The following is a 19,472-nucleotide window of genomic DNA, read 5'->3' on the forward strand; positions in this document are numbered from 1 at the left end:
CTGGGGTCCGCCCGTCGTCGGGTGCCGTCGTGACAGCACGTCGGGTACTGCCACGACACGTACCGAACCACGTCTGATCGGGCCTGCTCAAGGCGCGCGCCGAGTCTTCGGCGGCTCGTCACGCGCAGTTTGCATAACTGCCTTTTGGCAGTCCTGCCACTTCCGAAATGGTGTGGTCGTCGGCGGTTCCACGCCGCCACTCCCACCCCTCTCGACCGAGGAACCCCGAGGAACCATGAAGCGGCACACGTACGTTCTGGCATCCGCGGTCTGCACGGCCGCCCTCGCTCTCACCAGCGCCGCCTGCTCGGCCTCCGACGACGCCGTCTCCGGCTCCAAGGCGGCGCCGACGGCGGACGGGCCGCCCGTCGACGGCGGAACCTTGAAGATCGGCCTGGACCGCCCGTTCGCCAAGCTCGACCCGGCCGACGGCACGCTGACCCAGATGCCGATGATGATCCTGGCCAACGCCTTGTACGACCCGCTGATGGTCAATGGCGACAACGGCGCCGTCCAGCCCTACCTGGCCAAGTCCTTCACCCCGAACGCGGACGCCACGAGCTGGACCCTCCAACTGCGCGAGGGCGTGACGTTCACCGACGGCAAGCCTCTGGACGGGCGGGCCGTGGTCGACCACGTCACCCGCCTCGCCAAGCCCGAGAGCAAGTGCTCCTGCGCCGTCGACGCCGCCTCCATCGCCGGCATGGAGGTGAACAGTCCGACCTCCGTGACCTTCACCCTCAAGGCGCCCAACGCCGCCTTCCCCAACCTGTTCACCCGCTCGCTCGGCTACGTCTCCGAGGCGCCGGCCGGCGACACCCCGGCGGTCGGCTCCGGTCCGTACAAGGTGGAGAGCGTCCAGCCCGGCGTCTCGGCCACGCTCGCCCGCAATCCCGCGTACTGGGGCGACAAGGGCCACGCCGAGAAACTGGTCTACCGGGTGCTGCCCGACGCCGACAGCCGCTACCAGTCGCTGCGCTCCGGGGACGCCGACCTGATCTGGACCGAGACCCCCGCGCAGTACAAGCAGGCCGTCGGCGACGGACTGCGCGCCGCCACCGGCCCCGGCTCCACCTCCACCGTCGTGTTCAATACCAAGACCGCCCCCTTCGACGACCCGAAGGTGCGCCGGGCCCTCCAGTACGCGGTGGACCGCGAGTCCCTGGAGAAAGTCGTCCACCTCGGTCAGGGCAAGGTGTCGGACGGTCCGATCGGCTCCACCTCCCCCTACCGCGGCACCGCCTCGCACCCCGCGCACGACGCCGCCAAGGCTCGCGCACTGCTCGACGAGGCCGGGCACCCGGACCTCTCCTTCGAGTACCTGGTCGACAACCGGCCCGAGGCGCAGCAGCGCGCCACCGTGCTCCAGCAGATGTTCGCCGAGGTGGGCGTGAAGATGACCATCAAGCCGATGGACGCCGCGAGCCTCGGCACCGCGATGCTCCAGCGCAAGTTCCAGGTGATGGACTTCGTCACCAGTATGTTCGGCGACACCGACACCGCGCTGGCCGGCCTCTACCTGCCCGATTCCCCCTACAACTTCGCCGGTTGGAGCAACCCGCGGGCGAAGCAGGCGATCACCGCCGGACGTGCCGCGCTCGACCAGGCGCAGCGGGCGCGCTCGTACCAGGCGGCGGCGAAGACGGTCGTCGCCGAGGCGCCGATGCTCTTCCTCACCGAGAACCCGGTCGGCTTTCTCGCCTCCGCCGAGGTCGGCGGGCTGCCCGATGTCTCCCGGCGGACCGTGGTCGGCGTCTCTCCCGCCGAGCTGTGGGTGAAGCGGTGACGGCCCGGCCCGCGTTCCAGGCCCTTGGCGCGCTCCGGCTCGCCGGCCGGGTCGGACGAGCCGCCGCCGTCCTGCTGCTGGTCGCCGTGGCCGTACTGGCCCTGCCCCACCTGATGCCCGGTTCGCCCGCCGTCGCCGCGCTCGGCCCCACCGCCACCCCGGAGCAGATCGCCACGTACGAGGCGAGCCTGGGCCTGGACGAGAACGTGCTCGCCGCCACCTGGCGCTGGCTCGGCAACGCCCTGCACGGAGACCTCGGCCACTCGCTGTCCACCGGCGCCGCCGTCACCACCGAGCTGGCCGACCGAATCCCCGTCACGCTCGAACTCTTCGTCAGCGCCCAGGTGGTGGCGCTCGGCCTGGCGCTGCCGGTCGCGCTGTTCTCGGCCTGGCGGCCGGGCGGCGCGGTCGACAGGATCGCCACCGCCGGTGCCTTTGTCTGGCTCGCCGTCCCCGGCTTCGTACTCGGGCTCCTCCTGATCTGGCTCGCCGCCGTCCAGCTGCGAATCCTGCCCGCCACCGGCTGGACCCCGTTCACCGAGGACCCGGTGGAGAACCTCCGCCACCTGGTGCTGCCCGCGCTCACGCTCGGCCTCACCGAGGCCGCCGTCTTCACCCGGACGCTGCGCGGCCAGCTGCTGGACACCCTCGACCAGACGTACATCGCCGCCGCGCGCAGCCGGGGCATGGGTACTGTGCGCCTCCTGCTGCGGCGGGCACTGCGACCGTCCTCGCTGCCGCTGGTCACCCTGATCGGGATCGGCGTCGGGACGTCGCTCGGCGGCTCGGTGCTCGTCGAGACGCTGTTCGCGGTGCCCGGCGTCGGCAGCCTGGCCGCGGGCGCCATCAGCGGCCGCGACTTCCCCGTCGTCCAGGCCGTGGTGGTGGCCAGCGCCGCCGGCGTGGTGGCGGCCACGCTCGCTGTCGACCTGCTGTACCGGAAGCTCGACCCGAGGATCGCCGATGACCACCGCTGAGACCGCGCTCGTAACAACTCCCTTTCCCCGTAAGGCCCGCCGCCGACCGCCGGCCGGAGTGCTCGCCGCCGGGGGCTGGCTGGCCGTCGTCGCGTTCGCCGCCCTGCTGCTGCCGCTGCTGCCCGGTTTCGACCCGCTGCACGGCGACCTCGCCCACCCTTCCGCCGCCCCCGGCCCCGGGCACTGGCTGGGCACCGACGCCGCCGGCCGCGACGTCCTGCAGCGCACCGTCGCGGGCGCTCGCGCCTCGTTCGCCGTCGCCGCCCTGACGATTGCGGTCGGCCTGCTCGGCGGAGGCGCGCTCGGGGTGGCCGCCGGATGGTTCCGCGGCCCGGTCGACAAGGTGATCGGCTTCGGCACCGATCTCCTGATGTCCGTGCCCACGCTGATCCTGGTGATGATCGTGGTCGCGCTGCGCGGCCCCGATCTGACGGTGATCGGCGCGCTGATCGGCTTGTTCACCGTGCCGCACTTCACGCGGGTGGTCCGCGCCGTCGTCCTCTCGCTCAGCGAGCGGGGCTTCGTCCAGGCAGCCCGGATGATCGGCACGGCGCCCCTACGCATCCTGCGCCGCGAGGTCGTCCCGCACGTCGCGTCGGCCGCACTCACCTTCGCGTTCACCGCGACGACGGTGGCGATCGTCGCCGAGGGCTCGCTCAGCTTCCTCGGCTTCGGCCTGCGCCCACCGGAGCCGTCCTGGGGCGGCATCATCGCCGAGGGCCGCACCACGCTCGGCAGCGCGCCGTGGATCTCGCTCGCCCCGGCGGCCGTGCTCTGCCTGACCGTCCTCGCCCTCAACTACCTCGGCGAACGCCTCCGTTCGACCGACCAGAAGGGAGTGCGCGCATGACCGCCGCACCGTCCACCGCCGCCCCGGGCGCCCCGGTCCTGGACGTCCGCTCGCTCGACACCGTCCTGCACACCCCCGACGGCCGGGCGCTGCACGTCCTGCACGGCGTCGGCCTCACCATCGGCGCCGGCGAGTGTCTCGGCGTGGTCGGCGAGTCCGGCTCCGGCAAGTCGGTGCTCGCCCGGACCGTCCTCGGCGTCCACCCGCGCACCGCCCGGGTCACAGCCACCGGGCAGGTACTGCTCCGGGGCGAAGACCTGCTGTCCGCCGCTCCCGCCCGGCGGGCCGCACTCCTCGGAACCGGCGTGGCCATGGTCCACCAGGATCCGATGACCTCGCTCAACCCCGTCGTCCGGATCGCCGACCAGGTCACCGAGGCACTCACCAACAGGAGCCCGCTCTCCCGCCGCGCCCGCCGGGAGACCGCCACCGAACTGCTCGCCGCCGTCGACGTCCCCGACCCGGCCCGGCGCGCCCGCGCATACCCGCACGAGCTCTCCGGCGGACTGCGCCAGCGCGTCGGCATCGCCGCCGCACTGGCCGGCTCCCCGGCACTGCTGCTCGCCGACGAACCCACCACCGCCCTCGACGTCACCGTCCAGCGCACGGTCCTCGACCTGCTCGACCGCCACCGGGAGACCCGCGGCCTCGCCACCCTGCTGATCACCCACGACATCGGCCTGCTCTACGGGCGGGCCCGCCGGATCGCCGTCATGTACGGCGGGCGGATCGTCGAGACCGGGCCCACCGAGGCCGTCACCGAACGCCCTGCCCACCCCTACACCGCCGCGCTGCTGCGCTCGGTGCCGCGTGTCACCGGGCCGCTGCGCCGCACCCTGCCGGCCATCGCCGGCTCGCCTCCGGACCTCTCCCGCCCGCCCGCCGGCTGCCCGTTCGCGCCGCGCTGCGAGCGCGCCGAGGCGGCCTGCACCACGACCGTTCCGCCTGTCCACCATGCCGGGGCCGGGCACTCGGCCAGTTGCCACTTCCCTCTGCTTCCTGTTCCCGCGAGCCCTTCGGAGAACGCCGCATGACCGCCGTCCTGCACGCCACCGGGCTCTCGGTGGTCCACCGCACCCGCTCCGGACCGCTGCACGCCGTCAGCGGGGTCGGCCTGGAGCTGCGCGAGCGCCGCACGCTCGCCCTGGTCGGCGAGTCCGGCTCCGGCAAGAGCAGCATCGCCAAGGCCCTGCTGCGGCTGCCTCCGCCCACCGCCGGCACCGTCACCCTCGACGGCACCGACCTCGCCGCGCTCTCGCCGCGCGCACTGCGGGCGCTACGCCCCCGGATGCAGATGGTCTTCCAGGACCCGATGTCCTCACTCAACCCGCGCCGCCGCGTCCGGGACCTCGTCGCCGAACCACTCGACGCCCACCCCGACCCGGCCCGCGACCGTGAGGCCGTCATCGACCGTCAGCTGGACGCCGTCGGGCTGCCGCCCGCCCTGTTCGGCGACCGCCGCCCCGGCCAGCTCTCCGGTGGCCAGGCCCAGCGGGTCGCCATCGCCCGGGCGCTCGCCGCCGAGCCGCGTGTGCTGATCGCCGACGAGGCCGTCTCCGCGCTCGACGTCTCCGCCCAGGCCACCGTGCTCAATCTGCTGCGCCGACTCACCGAGGAGCGTGGCCTGGCGAGCCTGTTCATCTCGCACGACCTCGGTGTGGTGCGGGCGGTGAGCGACGATGTCGCCGTGCTCCAGCTCGGCCGACTCTGCGAGCAGGGCCCGACCGAAGAGGTGCTCGCTGCCCCCGCCCACCCCTACACCGCCGCTCTGCTCGCCGCCGTTCCCGAACCCGGCCGGCCCCTCGGCGACACCGGCCTGCTCCCCGCAGACCCTCCGTCCCCGCTCGCCCCGCCCTCCGGCTGCCGCTTCCGTACCCGCTGCCCGCTCGCCGACGCCCGCTGCGCGACGGAGCCGCCCGCCCTGCGCACGATCGCCCCGGGGCGGACGGTCGCCTGCCACCGCCCGTTGCTCCGGTGAGGCTGCCGCGCCGCCCGGCTCGGGCCGGGGGCCGGGCGGAGGGACAGCGACGGCCGGGCGGTATCCGTTCGGCCAGTCGACGCCGGCGGGTCATGCCGGGGCCGGAGCCGAGAACCTGCGGGAGTTCCCAGGTGGTTCCGGTGCGCGGCAGGAACAGAGCCTGGAACACCGACCGGTCCGGATGCCGCTTCCGCCCGGAAGAGCGGATGCAGCGCTCCGTCCTCGGCAGCAGGGGCTCGACCGCTGGCCACGGCTCGGCGCCGACGGCCCACGGCTTCGGCTGAGCCGGCCCCCCGGATCAACCGACACGATCGTGCCTCAGCCGTGCCAGGACCGCCACAGCGCCGCATAGGCACCGTCCGCAGCCACCAGTTCGTCATGGCTGCCCAGTTCACTGATCCGGCCGCCCTCCACCACCGCGATCACATCCGCGTCGTGCGCGGTGTGCAGCCGGTGGGCGATCGCCACGACCGTACGGCCGTCCAGCACCCGGGCCAGCGACCGCTCCAAATGCCGGGCGGCCCGCGGGTCCAGCAGTGACGTCGCCTCGTCCAGCACCAATGTGTGCGGATCGGCGAGGACCAGCCGGGCCAGTGCGATCTGCTGGGCCTGAGCCGGCGTCAGCGCCAGACCGCCGGATCCGACCTCGGAGTCCAGTCCCTCCTCCAGCGTTCGCGCCCAGCCGTCCGCGTCGACCGCGGCCAGCGACGCCCACAGCTCGGCGTCCCCGGCACCGGCTCGGGCCAGCAGGAGGTTGTCCCGCAGCGACCCCACGAACACATGGTGCTCCTGGTTGACCAGCGCCACATGCGTACGGACGTGCTCGGCCTTCATCCGCGACAACTCCGCACCGCCGAGCTTCACTTCACCCGTACGCGGCGCGTAGATACCGGCCAGCAGCCGGCCCAGCGTGGACTTGCCGGCCCCGGACGGGCCGACCAGCGCGAGGCGGGTGCCCGGCGCCACGTGCAGCGAGACGCGGTGCAGAACGTCGACCCCGGCGCGGTAGCCGAAGCGCACCTCGTCGGCCCGAACGTCCCGGCCGTCCGGGACCACCTCCGCGTTCCCCGCGTCCGGTTCGATGTCCCGCACGCCGACCAGCCGCGCCAGCGACACCTGAGCGACCTGCAACTCGTCGTACCAGCGCAGGATCAGGCCGAGCGGATCGACCATCATCTGCGCCAGCAGCGCACCGGTCGTCAACTGCCCCACCGTCAGCCAGCCCTCGATGACGAACCAGCCGCCGAGCATCAGCACCGCACCGAGAATCGTCACGTAGGTGGTGTTGATGACGGGGAAGAGAACGGAGCGCAGGAACAGCGTGTACCGCTCCCAAGCAGTCCATTCCGCGATCCGCCGGTCCGACAGCATCACCCTGCGCGCACCCAGACGGTGGGCCTCCACGGTCCGCCCGGCGTCCACGGTCTCCGCGAGCATCGCCGCGACCGCCGCATACCCCGCGGCCTCCGAACGGTATGCGGACGGGGCCCGTTTGAAGTACCAGCGACAGCCGATGATCAGGACAGGCAGGGCGATCAGCACCGAGAGCGCCAGCGGCGGAGCCGTCGCCGTCAGCGCGGCCAGCAGCAGCCCCGCCCACACCACACCGATCGCCAGTTGCGGCACGGCCTCGCGCATCGCGTTGGCCAGCCGGTCGATGTCCGTGGTGATCCTGGAGAGCAGATCACCCGTCCCGGCCCGCTCCAGCACGCCCGGTGGCAGACCCACCGACCGTACGAGGAAGTCCTCGCGCAGATCCGCCAGCATCTCCTCGCCGAGCATCGCGCTGCGCAGACGCATCATCCGGGTGAACACGGTCTGCACGATCAGCGCGAGCGCGAACACTCCGGCGGTGCGCTCCAGATGGAGGTCGGTGACGCCGTCGGAGAGGTCCTCGACCAGCCCGCCCAGCAGATACGGGCCGACGAGCGAGGCGATCACAGCGATGGCGTTGAACGCGACCAGCACGGCGAACGGCCTGCGATGGCGCCCCAGCAGCTCCCGTACATACTTTCGTACGGTCGTGGGGGTGCCGACCGGCAGGGTCGTCGCCGACTCCGGCGCGGCCGGGTCGTACGCCGGTTCTGCGACGCCGATCATGCCCGTTCCTCGATTTCCTCGATCGTCCTGAGCGTGCCCTGGGAGGCCAGGGCCGCGATCTCGTCATCCGTCTCGCGCGTCACGACCGCCCGGTAGCGGGCGTCCGTGTGCAGCAGTTCACGGTGTGCGCCGACCGCCGCGACCACGCCCGCGTGCACCAGCACCACCCGGTCCGCCAGGTCGAGCAGCAGCGGCGACGAGGCGAAGGCCACAGTGGTACGCCCCTGGCGCAGCGCCTTGATTCCGGCGGCGACCCGGGCCTCCGTGTGCGAGTCGACGGCGGAGGTCGGTTCGTCGAGAACCAGCGCCTCCGGATCGGTCACCAACGAGCGGGCCAGGGCGAGCCGCTGGCGCTGACCACCCGAGAGCGAACGCCCGCGCTCGGTGATGCGTGTCGTCATCGGGCCGCCGTCCGTGGCCGCGGATGCCTGCGCCAACGAGTCCAGTACATCACCGCACTGGGCTGCGGACAGTGCGTCCTCGGCGCTCACCCGGCCCGACGAGGGAACATCGAGCAGTTCACGCAGGGTGCCGGAGAGCAGGACCGGGTCCTTGTCCTGGACCAGCACCGCCGTCCGGGCGGAGTCCAGCGGGAGTTCGTCCAGCGGCACCCCACCGAGGAGGACGGACGGGAGGGTCTGCTCCGCCACCATGTCGTCCCTGGCGTCCTCCGTTCCGGCAGCCGGTCCGCTGCGCGTTCCGTTCTGCGTCGTGTCCACGTCCGTGCTCCGGTCCGCTCCCGCGTGGGCGTGTCCGCCCAGCCGTTCGGCCAGCCGTCCCGCCTCGTCCGGATCGCCACAGACCACGGCGGTGAACAGACCGGCCGGGGCCATCAGCCCGGTGACCGGGTCGTACAGATCGCCGACCGGGGTGGCGTCGACGGTCGAGGGCCGGTCCGTGCGGTGCAGCGAGAGCACCCGCACCGCGCGCTTGGCGGAGGGCCGCGAGAAGGAGTAGGCCATCGCGATCTCCTCGAAGTGGCGCAGCGGAAACAGCAACAGCGTCGCCGCGCTGTACACCGTGACCAGCTGGCCGACCCCGATCCTGCCGTCGCGGGCCAGCGTCGCCCCGTACACGACCAGCGAGATGAGCAGCACGCCGGGCAGGAGCACCTGGATCGCGGAGATCAGCGACCACATCCGCGCACTGCGCACCGCGGCCTTGCGGACCTCCTGGGAAGCACGCCGGTAGCGGCCGAGGAACAGCTCCTCACCGCCGATCCCGCGGAGCACCCGCAGCCCGGCGACGGTGTCCGAGGCCAGCTCGGTCGCCTTGCCTGCCTTCTCCCGCTGGAGGTCGGCGCGCCGGGTGGCCCGGGGGAGGAGCGGCAGCACCGCCAGGGCCAGCAACGGCATGGCGAGCGTCACGAGGATGCCCAGCGACGGCAGATAGAGGATGAGCCCCACACAGATCAGGACCAGAGCGGCCGCGGCCGCGGCGAAGCGGGAGAGCGCCTCGACGAACCAGCCGATCTTCTCGACATCGCCGGTGGAGACGGCGACGACCTCACCCGCGGCGACCCGGCGGGTCAGCGCCGAACCGAGCTCCGCGGTCTTACGGGCCAGCAGTTGCTGAACGCGCGCGGCGGCGGTGATCCAGTTGGTGATGGCGGTCCGGTGGAGCATGGTGTCGCCCAGTGAGATCAGCACACCCAGGACCACGATCAGGCCGCCCGCCCACGCGAGCCGGCTGCCCGACCGGTCGACGACGGCCTGCACGGCGAGGCCGACGACAGGTGGCAGCCCGGCCAGCGAACACTGGTGCAACAGACCCCAGGACATGGACTTGAGCTGCCCGCGAAGCTGGTTGCGGCCGAGCCAGAGCAGGAAGCGTGGCCCTGACCGGACATCGGGATCGCCAGGATCCGAGTACGGAAGATCGCGAATCTGCATGACATCCCATGTGTCGGTTTGTTCGTTGAATGACTCAAACCGTGCAAGGTTCTCTCCGGGACGTCCGGCGGAGCAATTGATTTTCTCCATGAACGGCATGAATCGCGCCATGGTCGAGAGACCGACGGGGTGTGGGCCCGGCCCGGTCGAGCCGGGCCGTACAGCCCGTGGTGCCGGCCGGTCAGCCCTTCTCCGGATTCTCCGAATCCATGCCGGAGCGGGCCCTCTTCCACTCGCCGCGCGTGAAGTCCGGGATCTGCTGAGGGGCGCCCTTCGCCTTGATGGACAGATGGCTGAGCGGCACGGGCGACGTCCACGTCGCCGCGTCGTACACGTCGAAGTCGGGCACGAGGCCGAGCCGCATGCACTGCATCAGCCGGAACACCAGCATGTAGTCCATGCCGCCGTGTCCGCCGGGCGGGTCGGCGTGCTCCTTCCACAGCCAGTGGTCCCACTGGGCGTACTTGGAGAAGTCGCCCCAGTTGTCGTTCGTGTGGTCGGGCTCGATGTAGATGCGGGCCGGGTAGTCCTCGAAGACCCCCTTCGTACCGCCGAGGCTGTTGATCCGCGAGTAAGGATGCGGAGTGGACACGTCGTGCTCCAGACGGATGACCCGCCCCTTGGCGGTCTGGACGAGGCTGATCGTCCGGTCGCTCTCGATATAGGTCTCCTTCCAGCTCGGATCACCGGCCGGCATGTTCTTCTCGCGGTATTCGGCGAGCCCCAGGGACGGCGAACCGACGCTGGTGATGCTCACCGCACGGTCGCCGCGGTTGAGGTCCATGTAATTGGCGACCGGACCGAAGCCGTGGTTGGGGTAGAGATCGCCCCGCAACCTGGTGTGCCACAGCCTGCGCCAGGGACCTTCGTAGTAATCCGGGTCGAACATCAGGCCACGCAGATCGTGGTTGTACGCGCCCGCGCCGTGCAGCAGATCACCGAAGAGCCCGGCATGCGCCATGCGCAGCACCCGCATCTCGTTCTGCCCGTAACAGCAGTTCTCCAGCTGCATGCAGTGGCGTCTGGTGCGCTCGGAGAGATCGACCAACTCCCAGAGCTGGTCGAGCCGGAGGGCGATCGGACACTCCACGCCGACATGCTTGCCGTGGAGCATGGCGGTCTTCGCCATCTCGAAGTGGAAGTCCCAGGGCGTCGCCACGTAGACGAAGTCGATGTCCCCGCGCTTGCAGAGATTCTCGTAGTCGTCCTCGCCGTTGGTGTAGACGGCGGGTGCCGGCTGACCGGCGGCGGTCACCTTCGCCGCCACCCTTTCGGCCTTGGCCCTGACCGGGTCGCAGACGGCGACGACCTGCACGCCGCTGATGGCCAGAAAGAGGTCGATCATGCTGCCGCCGCGGTTGCCGAGGCCGACCATGCCCACCCGGACGGTGGACCGCCGCTCGAACGGCACTCCCACCATGGTGCGTCCCTGGCGTTTCGGAGCGGCCGACTGTTCCGTGCCAGCGGCTTCCGGGCCCCGGGCGGGCGTGGTGGCGGCTGCGGTGCCGCTGCCGAGACCGCCGAGTCCGAGCCCGGCGCCGGCCACTCCGGCGGTTGTCCAGAGGACCGAGCGGCGGTTCATCGAGCCTTCGCCGCCGTCCTGCGTACCGTCGTCCTGCTGTGCTGCGTCGTTCATCGATCCTCCAGAAGGGGGGGTCTGACGTGCGCGGCTGGTGAATGAACCTCGCCAAGGACCTTGGTAGTCGAGGCCGCTGATGCGCAAGGGGAGGGATTGGACTCCTGCTCCGAAACCATGGACTTTCGTGAACACACGATCGCCGGGTGGGCTCGGAATCCGAGCCCACCCGGCGATCGCGGGCCAGGGACATTCGTGCGGATCAGGCCACAGCACGCGAGCCCGGCACGGTCCGAACGGAAGACCCTGGGTCAGGACCGGCGGCCGACCGCGGACGAGCCGGTCAACCGGACAGCCGCGGTGATCACCGCACGACGGCCCCCGGCCGCGTGGCCCGCTCCAGCTCCATCAGCACCGAGTAGTACGAGTGCCCGGTGGCCCGGTCCATACCGATCTCGCACATGCGGTTGGCCGAGAGATACGCGTCGTACTTCCGCGTATTGACCTCGGCCGCCTCCTTTGCCGTCGCGGAGGCCGTCAGTTCCTTGTGGAGCATGCCCCGGTCGCCCGCGAAGGCGCAGCACCCGGCGTCGTCAGGGATCACGACCTCCTCGGCGCAGGCCTCCGCGACGGTGCGCAGCTGCTCCACGTCGTCCAGATGCTGCATGGAACACGTCGGGTGCAGGACCGCCGAATCGATTTTGCGGAGCACTGTCAGCTCGGGAAGCAGCTCGTCGGCCGCCCAGACGAGGGAGTCGACGATGGTCAGCTCCCGGTGCAACTCGCGGTTGTCGTCGGTGAGATACGGCACCACCTCTTGGGCAATGCCCAGTGTGCACGACGAGGCGTCGACGACCAGCGGCAGCTTTCCGCCCGCCGTCCAGCCCCAGGCCGCCTCCACGATGCGGTTGGCCATCACGGTGTTGCCCTCGTCGTAGCCCTTGGAGTGCCAGATCGTCGCGCAGCAGGTCCCCGCGACGTCGTCCGGGATCCATACCGGCTTTCCGGCACGGGCGGAGACGGCGACGACGGCCTGTGGCAGCGACGGGCCGCGATGGCCCTCGGGACCGCCGAAGATGCGGTTGACACACGCCGGGTAGTAGACGGCGCTCGCCCCGACGCGGGAGGTGCGGGGCAGCTTCCGCGCGGCGGCGCCGGGGATCTCGGGCAGCCATTCGGGCACGAGGTCCGGGCGTACGGCCTTACGGGCCAGCCCGGTGATGGTCTCCAGCGGTCCGTCGCCGATCCGGTCGCCGATCCGGCCGGCCGCGGCGACGGCGAGCCGTGCCGCCGTCTCGACCGCCTTGAAGTTCTTCGCGGTGAGTGCCGCGATCCGCTCCTCGCGCGGTGAGTGCCGCTGGTGACGGAAGTCCTTCATCATGGCGCCGGTGTCGATGCCGACCGGACAGGCGAGCTTGCACGTCGAGTCGCCCGCACAGGTGTCGACGGCGTCGTAGCCGTACGCGTCCAGCAGCCGCTCCTCCACCGGTGAACCGCCGGGCTGTCGCATCATCTCCCGGCGCAGCACGATCCGCTGGCGCGGTGAGGTGGTGAGGTCATGGCTGGGGCAGGTGGGCTCGCAGAAGCCGCACTCGATGCAGGGGTCGGCGATCAGCTCGACCTCGGGGATGGTCTTCAGCCCCCGCAGATGGGCCTTCGGGTCGCGGTCGAGGACGATCCGGGGTGCCAGAACCCTGTCGGGGTCGATGATCTGCTTCGTGCGCCACATCAGCTCGGTCGCCTTCGGGCCCCACTCCAGCTCCAGGAAGGGGGCGATATTGCGGCCGGTGGCGTGCTCCGCCTTCAAGGAGCCGTCGAAGCGTTCCACCGTCAGCCGGCAGAAGTCGTCCATGAACGCGGCGTAGCGGTCGACGTCGGACGGCTTCGCCGCGTCGAAGGCGAGCAGGAAGTGGAGATTGCCGTGCGCCGCGTGACCGGCCACGGCGGCGTCGAAGCCGTGCTCCGCCTGGAGCGCGAGCAGGGCCTCGCAGGCGTCGGCCAGCCGGGAGGGCGGCACCGCGAAGTCCTCCGTGATCAGCGTCGTGCCCGAGGGCCGGGAGCCGCCCACCGCGGTGACGAACGCCTTGCGGGCCTTCCAGTAGCCCGAGATGACCTTGGCGTCGCGGGTGAATCCATTGGTCACCGAGGCCACGGGGGCGACCAGGTCGAGTCCTTCGACCACGGCTGCCGCCGCCCGCTCGTACGCCTCCTGCCCCGCCTCGTCAGGAGCGCGGAACTCCACCAGCAGCGCCGCGGTCTCCTTGGGCAGCCCGGCCCAGTCCGCCGGCACGCCCTGGACGCTGACCGACGCGCGCAGCGTATTGCCGTCCATCACTTCGACGGCGATCGCCCCCGCCTCGTTGAACCGGGGCACAGCGGCCGCCGCCGCGGTGAGGGAGGGGAAGAAGAGCAGGGCGGTGGAGACCCGGCGGTCCAGGGGCAGGGTGTCGAACACGACTTCGGAGATGAAGCCGAAGGTGCCCTCGGAGCCGACCATCAGACCGCGCAGGATCTGCACGGGCGTCGAGCCGTCCAGGAAGGCGTCGAGCCGGTAGCCGTTGGTGTTCTTGATCTCGTACTTGGCGCGGATCCGGGCGGTGAGCCCGGCATCGGCCTCGATCTCCGCCTTCAGCGCCAGCAATTCCTTGCACAGCCGCGGTTCGGCACGGGCCAGGTCCTCGTCCGCCGCGGGGTCGGCCGTGTCGACGACCGTGCCGCTCGGCAGTACGAAGGTGAGGGAGGAGACGGTTCGGTACGAATTGCGGGTCGTTCCCGCGGTCATTCCGGAGGCGTTGTTGGCGACGACTCCGCCGATCGTGCAGGCGATCGCGCTGGCCGGGTCGGGCCCCAGCAGCCGTCCGTGCCGGGCGAGGGCGGCGTTGGCCCGCACGACCGTCGTCCCCGGCCGGATGCGGGCCCGCGCGCCGTCGTCCAGGACCTCGATGCCCGCCCAGTGGTGGCGTACGTCGACGAGGATGTCCTCACCCTGGGCCTGGCCGTTCAGGCTGGTGCCGGCCGCCCGGAAGACGACCTCGCGTCCTCTGCCGTGCGCGTACGACAGGATCGCCGAGATGTCGTCGATGTCCTCCGGGACCACGACGACCTGGGGGACGAACCGGTAGGGGCTGGCGTCGGAGGCGTATTTCACCAGGTCGGAGATCTTCCACAGCACCTTCTCAGGCCCCAGCAGGTCGATCAGCTCGCCGCGCAGCGGTTCCGGCGTACCCGGAGCCTTTCGGTCGGGGACCCGGTCCGGGGACGGAGTACGCACCGCACCGGGGCGGAGTGCTGCCGGCTTCGGCTCCAGCAGTGGCATGTCGGGCTCTCCTCGGCGGTTCTGTTCTGCGCTGTTCGGTTCGGTACGGCGGCGGCACGCGCGGCATCCCTCGGGTGCGCGCGGACGCGGGTTCAGCAGCGGCGCTCCGGCATCCCGTCGACCAGGGCGGACAACAGCCCGCCGAGCACCTCGCGCTGATCGGCGGTCAATGGGGTCAGGATCTCCTCTGCGGCGGCCCGGCGCGCGTCGCGCAGTGACCGGAGCGTGGCGAGGCCCTCCTCGGTGATCTCGATCCGGACCACCCGGCGGCTGTCCGGATCGGGGGCGCGGCGGACCCGTCCGCTTGCCTCCAGGCCGTCGACCAGGCTGGTCACGGCGCGCGGGACGACGTCCAGGCGCTGTGCGAGATCCGCCATCCGGGGCGGACCGTCGTAGTGGGCGACGATGCGGAGCAGCCGGAATTGCGCGGGAGTGATACCGATCGGCTCCAGCTGGCGGCTCTGAATCCGCTGGAGCCTTCGGGTCACTCGCAGCAGCTGCTCGGCGAGCACGCCCTCGGCGTCGGAGGAGTCCATAGGGGAACGATATCAGGATCTTGTGCATTGTGAGTATAGGTAACAATGAGCTATGCTCTCAAAATCCGAGTCGCCTCCGTGTCGTGGATCCGAGTCGCGGGATCCGATCACCCGGCTTTGAGACCGCGCTGTTGCCGAGCTGTCGAGCCCGACGAAGGAGCCCATGAAACCCGACGAAATCACCTGGACACCGCCGCCCCGGGACGAGAGCCGCCCGCCGGCCGAGCTGCGCCGCATCCTGCGTCTCTTCCGTCCCTACCGGGGCCGGCTCGCCCTGGTCGGGCTGCTCGTCGGCGCCTCGTCGCTGGTGTCGGTCGCCTCGCCGTTCCTGCTGCGCGAGATCCTGGACACCGCCATTCCGCAGGGGCGTACGGGACTGTTGTCGCTGCTCGCCCTCGGCATGATCCTCACCGCCGTGATGAACAGCGTCTTCGGCGTCCTGCAGACCCTGATCTCCACCACGGTCGGCCAGCGCGTCATGCATGATCTGCGCACCGCGGTCTACGCCCAGCTGCAACGGATGCCGCTGGCCTTCTTCACCAGGACCCGCACCGGCGAGGTGCAGTCCCGCATCGCCAATGACATCGGCGGCATGCAGGCGACCGTCACGTCCACGGCGACGTCGCTGGTCTCCAATCTCACCGCGGTCGTCGCCACGGTCGTCGCCATGCTGGCGCTCGACTGGCGGCTCACCCTGGTCTCGTTGCTCCTGCTGCCGGTCTTCGTCTGGATCAGCCGCCGGGTCGGCCGCGAGCGCAAGAAGATCACCACGCAGCGCCAGAAGCAGATGGCCGCCATGGCGGCCACGGTCACCGAATCGCTCTCCGTCAGCGGCATCTTGCTGGGCCGGACCATGGGCCGGGCGGATTCCCTCACCAAGGGCTTTGCCGAGGAGTCCGAGAAGCTGGTCGACCTCGAAGTGCGCTCCAGCATGGCCGGGCGGTGGCGGATGTCGACGATCGGCATCGTCATGGCCGCCATGCCCGCCGTCATCTACTGGGCGGCGGGCCTCGCCCTGCAGTCCGGTGGTCCCGCCGTCTCCATCGGCACACTTGTCGCCTTCGTCTCGCTCCAGCAGGGTCTCTTCCGCCCCGCCGTGAGCCTGCTCTCCACCGGCGTGCAGATGCAGACGTCCCTCGCGCTCTTCCAGCGGATCTTCGAGTACCTCGACCTCGATGTGGACATCACCGAGCCGGAGAATCCCGTCCGGCTGGAAAGGATCCGCGGTGAGGTCCGCTTCGAGGACGTCGACTTCAGTTACGACGAGAAGAGCGGCCCGACGCTCAGCGGCATCGATGTGACCGTGCCGGCCGGCGGCAGCCTGGCGGTCGTCGGGCCCACCGGTTCCGGAAAATCCACGCTCAGCTACTTGGTTCCCAGGCTCTACGACGTCACCGGCGGCCGGGTCACGCTCGACGGTGTCGACGTACGCGACCTCGACTTCGACACCCTGGCGCGGGCCGTGGGCGTGGTCTCCCAGGAGACCTACCTCTTCCACGCCTCGGTCGCCGACAATCTGCGCTTCGCCAAACCCGATGCGACCGACGCCGAGATCGAGGCGGCCGCCCGTGCGGCGCAGATCCACGACCACATCGCCTCACTGCCCGACGGCTACGACACCCTGGTCGGTGAACGCGGCTACCGCTTTTCCGGAGGTGAGAAGCAGCGTCTCGCCATCGCCCGTACGATCCTGCGCGACCCTCCCGTCCTGGTGCTCGACGAGGCGACGAGCGCCCTCGATACCCGCACGGAGTTCGCCGTGCAGGAAGCGATCGACGCCCTCTCCGCAGGGCGTACCACCATCACCATCGCGCACAGGCTCTCCACCGTCCGCGACGCCGAACAGATCATCGTGCTGGACGGCGGCCGGACAGCGGAGCGGGGCAGCCACGACGAACTCCTTCGGCAGGACGGCCGCTACGCCGCCCTGGTGCGGCGGGACACCCAACTGGCTCCCGCGGCAAGCTGATCGGCGGGCTCGGACCCACCCCGGCAAGCCGAGGCCGTACACGCGGCGACGCCGCCGCTCCCGTGGGACAGGGAGCGACGGCATCGTGCGGAGCAATGGTCAGACGAGCCAACCCACGAAGTGGACGATGCCGGCGAGCAGGTTGGTGATGAGGTTCATCCGGTGTTTCTCCTTGTACGTGGTGCATCTGTGGGACAGCACAGTCGCGGTCTGCAGCCCGTCGCTTGCGCCCCGTAATCATCATCTTCCGCAGGGGAGTTGAGCAACGAATACCGAAACGATCACGCGTTCCAGCGAACATCCGATCCCTTGTTCGTGTGTTCTGTCATGGGTGGCGGGGTCCGTGTCGGCCGGTTCCGGATTCCGGGCGGCGGGATAGCGTGCCCGGATGGTGACCGAGTCCCCGGACATTCCGCCCCACCACACGCACCGCGGGCGCCTGACGCTGTTGATCGGCGCTGTCCTCGTTCTCGTCGTGGCGGCAGCGATCCTTGTGCCGTTGCTGATGTGGGGGCCGAAGGTAGAGCAGGCCCGCCCACTCGTGATCCCCGAAGGCCGGCGGGCGTCCCAGGTGTACGCCGCGGTCGACCGGGCCCTGTCCGTCGCGTCCGGCACCACGGAGAAGGCCGCCGCAGCGGCAGATCTGCCGCTCCCGGCCGAGGCGAACGGCAATCCCGAGGGCTACCTCTTCCCGGCGACCTATCCCGTCACCTCCCGCACCACCCCGCAGGGCCTGCTCAGGTACATGGTCGACACGGCCGTCGAGCGATTCGGCGCCGACCACATCACCACCGGCGCGCGACGCAATGGCGTCTCCGTCTACCGGACGGTGACGATCGCCAGCATCGTGCAGGCCGAAGCGGACACCGAACATGACATGGGCAAGGTCGCCAGAGTCATCTACAACCGGCTCGATCGGGGCATGCCGCTCCAGATGGACTCCACACTCAACTACGCCCTGAACCGCAGCTCCCTTGACACCACCACCGGCGACACGAAGATCGACAGCCCGTACAACAGCTATGAGCGCAAGGGGCTGCCGCCCACACCCATCGGGAACCCGGGGGAGCAGGCGACGACGGCGGCGATCACCCCCACACCCGGACCATGGCTGTACTTCGTCACGGTCGCGCCGGGAGACACGCGCTTCACCAGCAGCTACGCGGAACAGCAGAAGAACGTGGAGCAGTTCAACCGCAACCGCCTCAGCGCGTCCAGCGGCTGAGCACCGGAGCACCTGAGCGCCGAGCATCTCGGTGTCTGAGCACCTGGGCCGTCGATACCCGCTGCTGTCGCCCGGCTCCGGTCGGCATCCGCGCCGTCATGTCGGTGCGTTCGGCACCCGTGCCGTTACACCACGGCGGGGGAGAACTCCGCGTGCGCCCCGCTCCCCGTTCCCGTCTCCATGTCCGGCTCGTCCAGCAGCCGGGTGATCGCACGCACCGCTGCCCGCCCCGCCCGGTTGGCGCCGATCGTGCTGGCGGAAGGCCCGTACCCGACGAGGTGGATCCGTTCGTCCCGCGCCGCCCGCGTGCCCTCGACCCGGATGCCGCCGCCCGGCTCACGCAGCTTCAACGGCGCGAGGTGATCGATGGCGGCCCGGAATCCGGTCGCCCAGAGGATGACATCGGCCTCGACCGTGCGGCCGTCGTCCCAGACGACTCCGGTCGGCGTGATCCGGTCGAACATCGGCAGCCTGTCCAGCACCCCGTTCTCGCGGGCGCGACGCACCGCGTCGGTGAGCGGCAGCCCCGTCACGCTCACCACGCTCTGCGGTGGCAGCCCGCGCCGTACTCGCTCCTCCACCATCGCCACGGCGGCCCGCCCCTGGTCCGCGCCGAACGGCCCGTCCCGGAACACCGGCGGCCGACGCGTCACCCAGTACGTCTCCGCCGCCACTTCGGCGATCTCCATCAGATGCTGCGTACCGGAGGCTCCGCCACCGACCACCACCACGCGCTGCCCCGCGAACCCATCGGGCCCCGGGTAGTTCGCGGTGTGCAACTGCCGCCCCCGGAAGGTCTCCTGGCCCGGGTAGCGCGGCCAGAACGGCCGGTCCCAGGTGCCGGTGGCGTTGATGAGGGCGCGCGTGGCATACGTACCCTCGGACGTCTCGACGAGCAGCCGCCCCTCGTCGCCCTCACGCACCGCGCTCACCTCGACCGGCCGGTGAACCCGCAGGTCGAAGGTGCGCTCATAGGCGTCGAAGTACTCGCCGATCACCTCGGACGAGGGCCGGCTGTCATCGGCTCCGGTGAGCTCCATGCCGGGCAGGGCGTGCATGCCGTGGACCTTGCCGTAGGTCAGTGAGGGCCAGCGGAACTGCCAGGCGCCGCCGGGGCGCGGAGCGTGATCGAGCACCACGAAGTCGCGGTCGGGTTCCAGCCCGACGCGCCGCAGATGGTAGGCGCCGGACAGTCCTGCCTGTCCGGCGCCCACCACGACGACATCGACCGTGTGTGCTGAGGCCACCCCGAAGTTGTTCACGCTTC

General features: G+C 70.9%; 13 protein-coding genes. 7 read left to right on the top strand and 6 right to left on the bottom strand.

Annotated features, from left to right (window positions below; translation table 11 throughout):
* Nucleotides 1-235: 235 nt before the first annotated feature.
* Genes ABZ826_RS33885 through ABZ826_RS33905 form a run of 5 tightly spaced genes read left to right on the top strand, consistent with a single transcriptional unit; the run spans nucleotide 236 to nucleotide 5,591 of the window.
* On the top strand, nucleotides 236-1,786 hold the full coding sequence (locus tag ABZ826_RS33885) for an ABC transporter substrate-binding protein (protein WP_361457180.1): 1,551 nt from the start codon (nucleotides 236-238) through the stop codon (nucleotides 1,784-1,786).
* The gene (locus ABZ826_RS33890; protein WP_361457183.1) at nucleotides 1,783-2,763 is read left to right on the top strand and encodes an ABC transporter permease; all 981 of its coding nucleotides are present in this window, start codon (nucleotides 1,783-1,785) and stop codon (nucleotides 2,761-2,763) included. The genes ABZ826_RS33885 and ABZ826_RS33890 overlap by 4 nt, the downstream gene beginning before the upstream one ends.
* A complete protein-coding gene (locus ABZ826_RS33895; RefSeq protein ID WP_361457186.1) occupies nucleotides 2,750-3,613 on the top strand; it encodes an ABC transporter permease in 864 nt (287 codons plus the stop codon). Before ABZ826_RS33890 ends, ABZ826_RS33895 begins: the two co-directional genes overlap by 14 nt.
* Nucleotides 3,610-4,647, top strand: a complete 1,038-nt coding sequence (locus tag ABZ826_RS33900) for an ABC transporter ATP-binding protein (protein WP_361457189.1) — start codon at nucleotides 3,610-3,612, stop codon at nucleotides 4,645-4,647. Before ABZ826_RS33895 ends, ABZ826_RS33900 begins: the two co-directional genes overlap by 4 nt.
* Nucleotides 4,644-5,591 (top strand): ABC transporter ATP-binding protein, encoded by a 948-nt coding sequence (locus tag ABZ826_RS33905; RefSeq protein ID WP_361457192.1) that lies wholly within the window; start codon nucleotides 4,644-4,646, stop codon nucleotides 5,589-5,591. The genes ABZ826_RS33900 and ABZ826_RS33905 overlap by 4 nt, the downstream gene beginning before the upstream one ends.
* Nucleotides 5,592-5,909: 318 nt before the next feature.
* On the opposite strand, the gene ABZ826_RS33910 is transcribed toward ABZ826_RS33905, so the two are convergent.
* From ABZ826_RS33910 to ABZ826_RS33930, 5 genes are all read right to left on the bottom strand, one after another.
* Entirely contained in the window at nucleotides 5,910-7,691 is a 1,782-nt protein-coding gene (locus ABZ826_RS33910; RefSeq protein ID WP_361457195.1) for an ABC transporter ATP-binding protein, read from the bottom strand.
* Nucleotides 7,688-9,583 (bottom strand): ABC transporter ATP-binding protein, encoded by a 1,896-nt coding sequence (locus ABZ826_RS33915; RefSeq protein ID WP_361457198.1) that lies wholly within the window; start codon nucleotides 9,581-9,583, stop codon nucleotides 7,688-7,690. The genes ABZ826_RS33910 and ABZ826_RS33915 overlap by 4 nt, the downstream gene beginning before the upstream one ends.
* Nucleotides 9,584-9,764: 181 nt before the next feature.
* The gene (locus tag ABZ826_RS33920) at nucleotides 9,765-11,219 is read right to left on the bottom strand and encodes a Gfo/Idh/MocA family oxidoreductase (protein ID WP_361457201.1); all 1,455 of its coding nucleotides are present in this window, start codon (nucleotides 11,217-11,219) and stop codon (nucleotides 9,765-9,767) included.
* Between the two features lie 304 nt (nucleotides 11,220-11,523).
* Nucleotides 11,524-14,475: an FAD-binding and (Fe-S)-binding domain-containing protein gene (locus tag ABZ826_RS33925; protein WP_361457204.1), complete on the bottom strand. Its 2,952-nt coding sequence runs from the start codon at nucleotides 14,473-14,475 to the stop codon at nucleotides 11,524-11,526.
* A 92-nt stretch (nucleotides 14,476-14,567) separates the two neighbouring features.
* Entirely contained in the window at nucleotides 14,568-15,011 is a 444-nt protein-coding gene (locus ABZ826_RS33930) for a MarR family transcriptional regulator (protein WP_361457207.1), read from the bottom strand.
* Nucleotides 15,012-15,174: 163 nt separating this feature from the next.
* Here ABZ826_RS33930 and ABZ826_RS33935 point away from each other — a divergent pair, with 163 nt between their 5' ends.
* Both ABZ826_RS33935 and mltG read left to right on the top strand, forming a co-directional pair.
* Complete coding sequence (locus tag ABZ826_RS33935; protein ID WP_361457210.1) at nucleotides 15,175-16,980, top strand: ABC transporter ATP-binding protein; 1,806 nt, start codon at nucleotides 15,175-15,177, stop codon at nucleotides 16,978-16,980.
* Nucleotides 16,981-17,368: 388 nt separating this feature from the next.
* Entirely contained in the window at nucleotides 17,369-18,205 is an 837-nt protein-coding gene (mltG, locus tag ABZ826_RS33940) for an endolytic transglycosylase MltG (RefSeq protein WP_361457213.1), read from the top strand.
* 125 nt (nucleotides 18,206-18,330) lie between these two features.
* Here mltG and ABZ826_RS33945 read toward each other — a convergent pair whose 3' ends face one another.
* A complete protein-coding gene (locus tag ABZ826_RS33945) occupies nucleotides 18,331-19,452 on the bottom strand; it encodes an NAD(P)-binding domain-containing protein (protein ID WP_361457216.1) in 1,122 nt (373 codons plus the stop codon).
* Nucleotides 19,453-19,472 lie beyond the last annotated feature (20 nt).

Origin of the sequence: Streptomyces sp. NPDC047515, from assembly GCF_040643055.1 — a bacterium.
Lineage (GTDB): Bacteria > Actinomycetota > Actinomycetes > Streptomycetales > Streptomycetaceae > Streptomyces.

Bases quoted from the DNA above. Each gene is read 5' to 3' on its own strand.
- ABZ826_RS33915 (WP_361457198.1), bottom strand. From the start codon at position 9,583: ATGCAGATTCGCGATCTTCCGTACTCGGATCCTGGCGATCCCGATGTC.
- ABZ826_RS33885 (WP_361457180.1), top strand. From the start codon at position 236: ATGAAGCGGCACACGTACGTTCTGGCATCCGCGGTCTGCACGGCCGCC.
- ABZ826_RS33920 (WP_361457201.1), bottom strand. From the start codon at position 11,219: ATGAACGACGCAGCACAGCAGGACGACGGTACGCAGGACGGCGGCGAA.
- ABZ826_RS33900 (WP_361457189.1), top strand. From the start codon at position 3,610: ATGACCGCCGCACCGTCCACCGCCGCCCCGGGCGCCCCGGTCCTGGAC.
- ABZ826_RS33935 (WP_361457210.1), top strand. From the start codon at position 15,175: ATGAAACCCGACGAAATCACCTGGACACCGCCGCCCCGGGACGAGAGC.
- ABZ826_RS33925 (WP_361457204.1), bottom strand. From the start codon at position 14,475: ATGCCACTGCTGGAGCCGAAGCCGGCAGCACTCCGCCCCGGTGCGGTG.
- ABZ826_RS33910 (WP_361457195.1), bottom strand. From the start codon at position 7,691: ATGATCGGCGTCGCAGAACCGGCGTACGACCCGGCCGCGCCGGAGTCG.
- ABZ826_RS33905 (WP_361457192.1), top strand. From the start codon at position 4,644: ATGACCGCCGTCCTGCACGCCACCGGGCTCTCGGTGGTCCACCGCACC.
- ABZ826_RS33930 (WP_361457207.1), bottom strand. From the start codon at position 15,011: ATGGACTCCTCCGACGCCGAGGGCGTGCTCGCCGAGCAGCTGCTGCGA.
- ABZ826_RS33895 (WP_361457186.1), top strand. From the start codon at position 2,750: ATGACCACCGCTGAGACCGCGCTCGTAACAACTCCCTTTCCCCGTAAG.
- mltG (WP_361457213.1), top strand. From the start codon at position 17,369: ATGGTGACCGAGTCCCCGGACATTCCGCCCCACCACACGCACCGCGGG.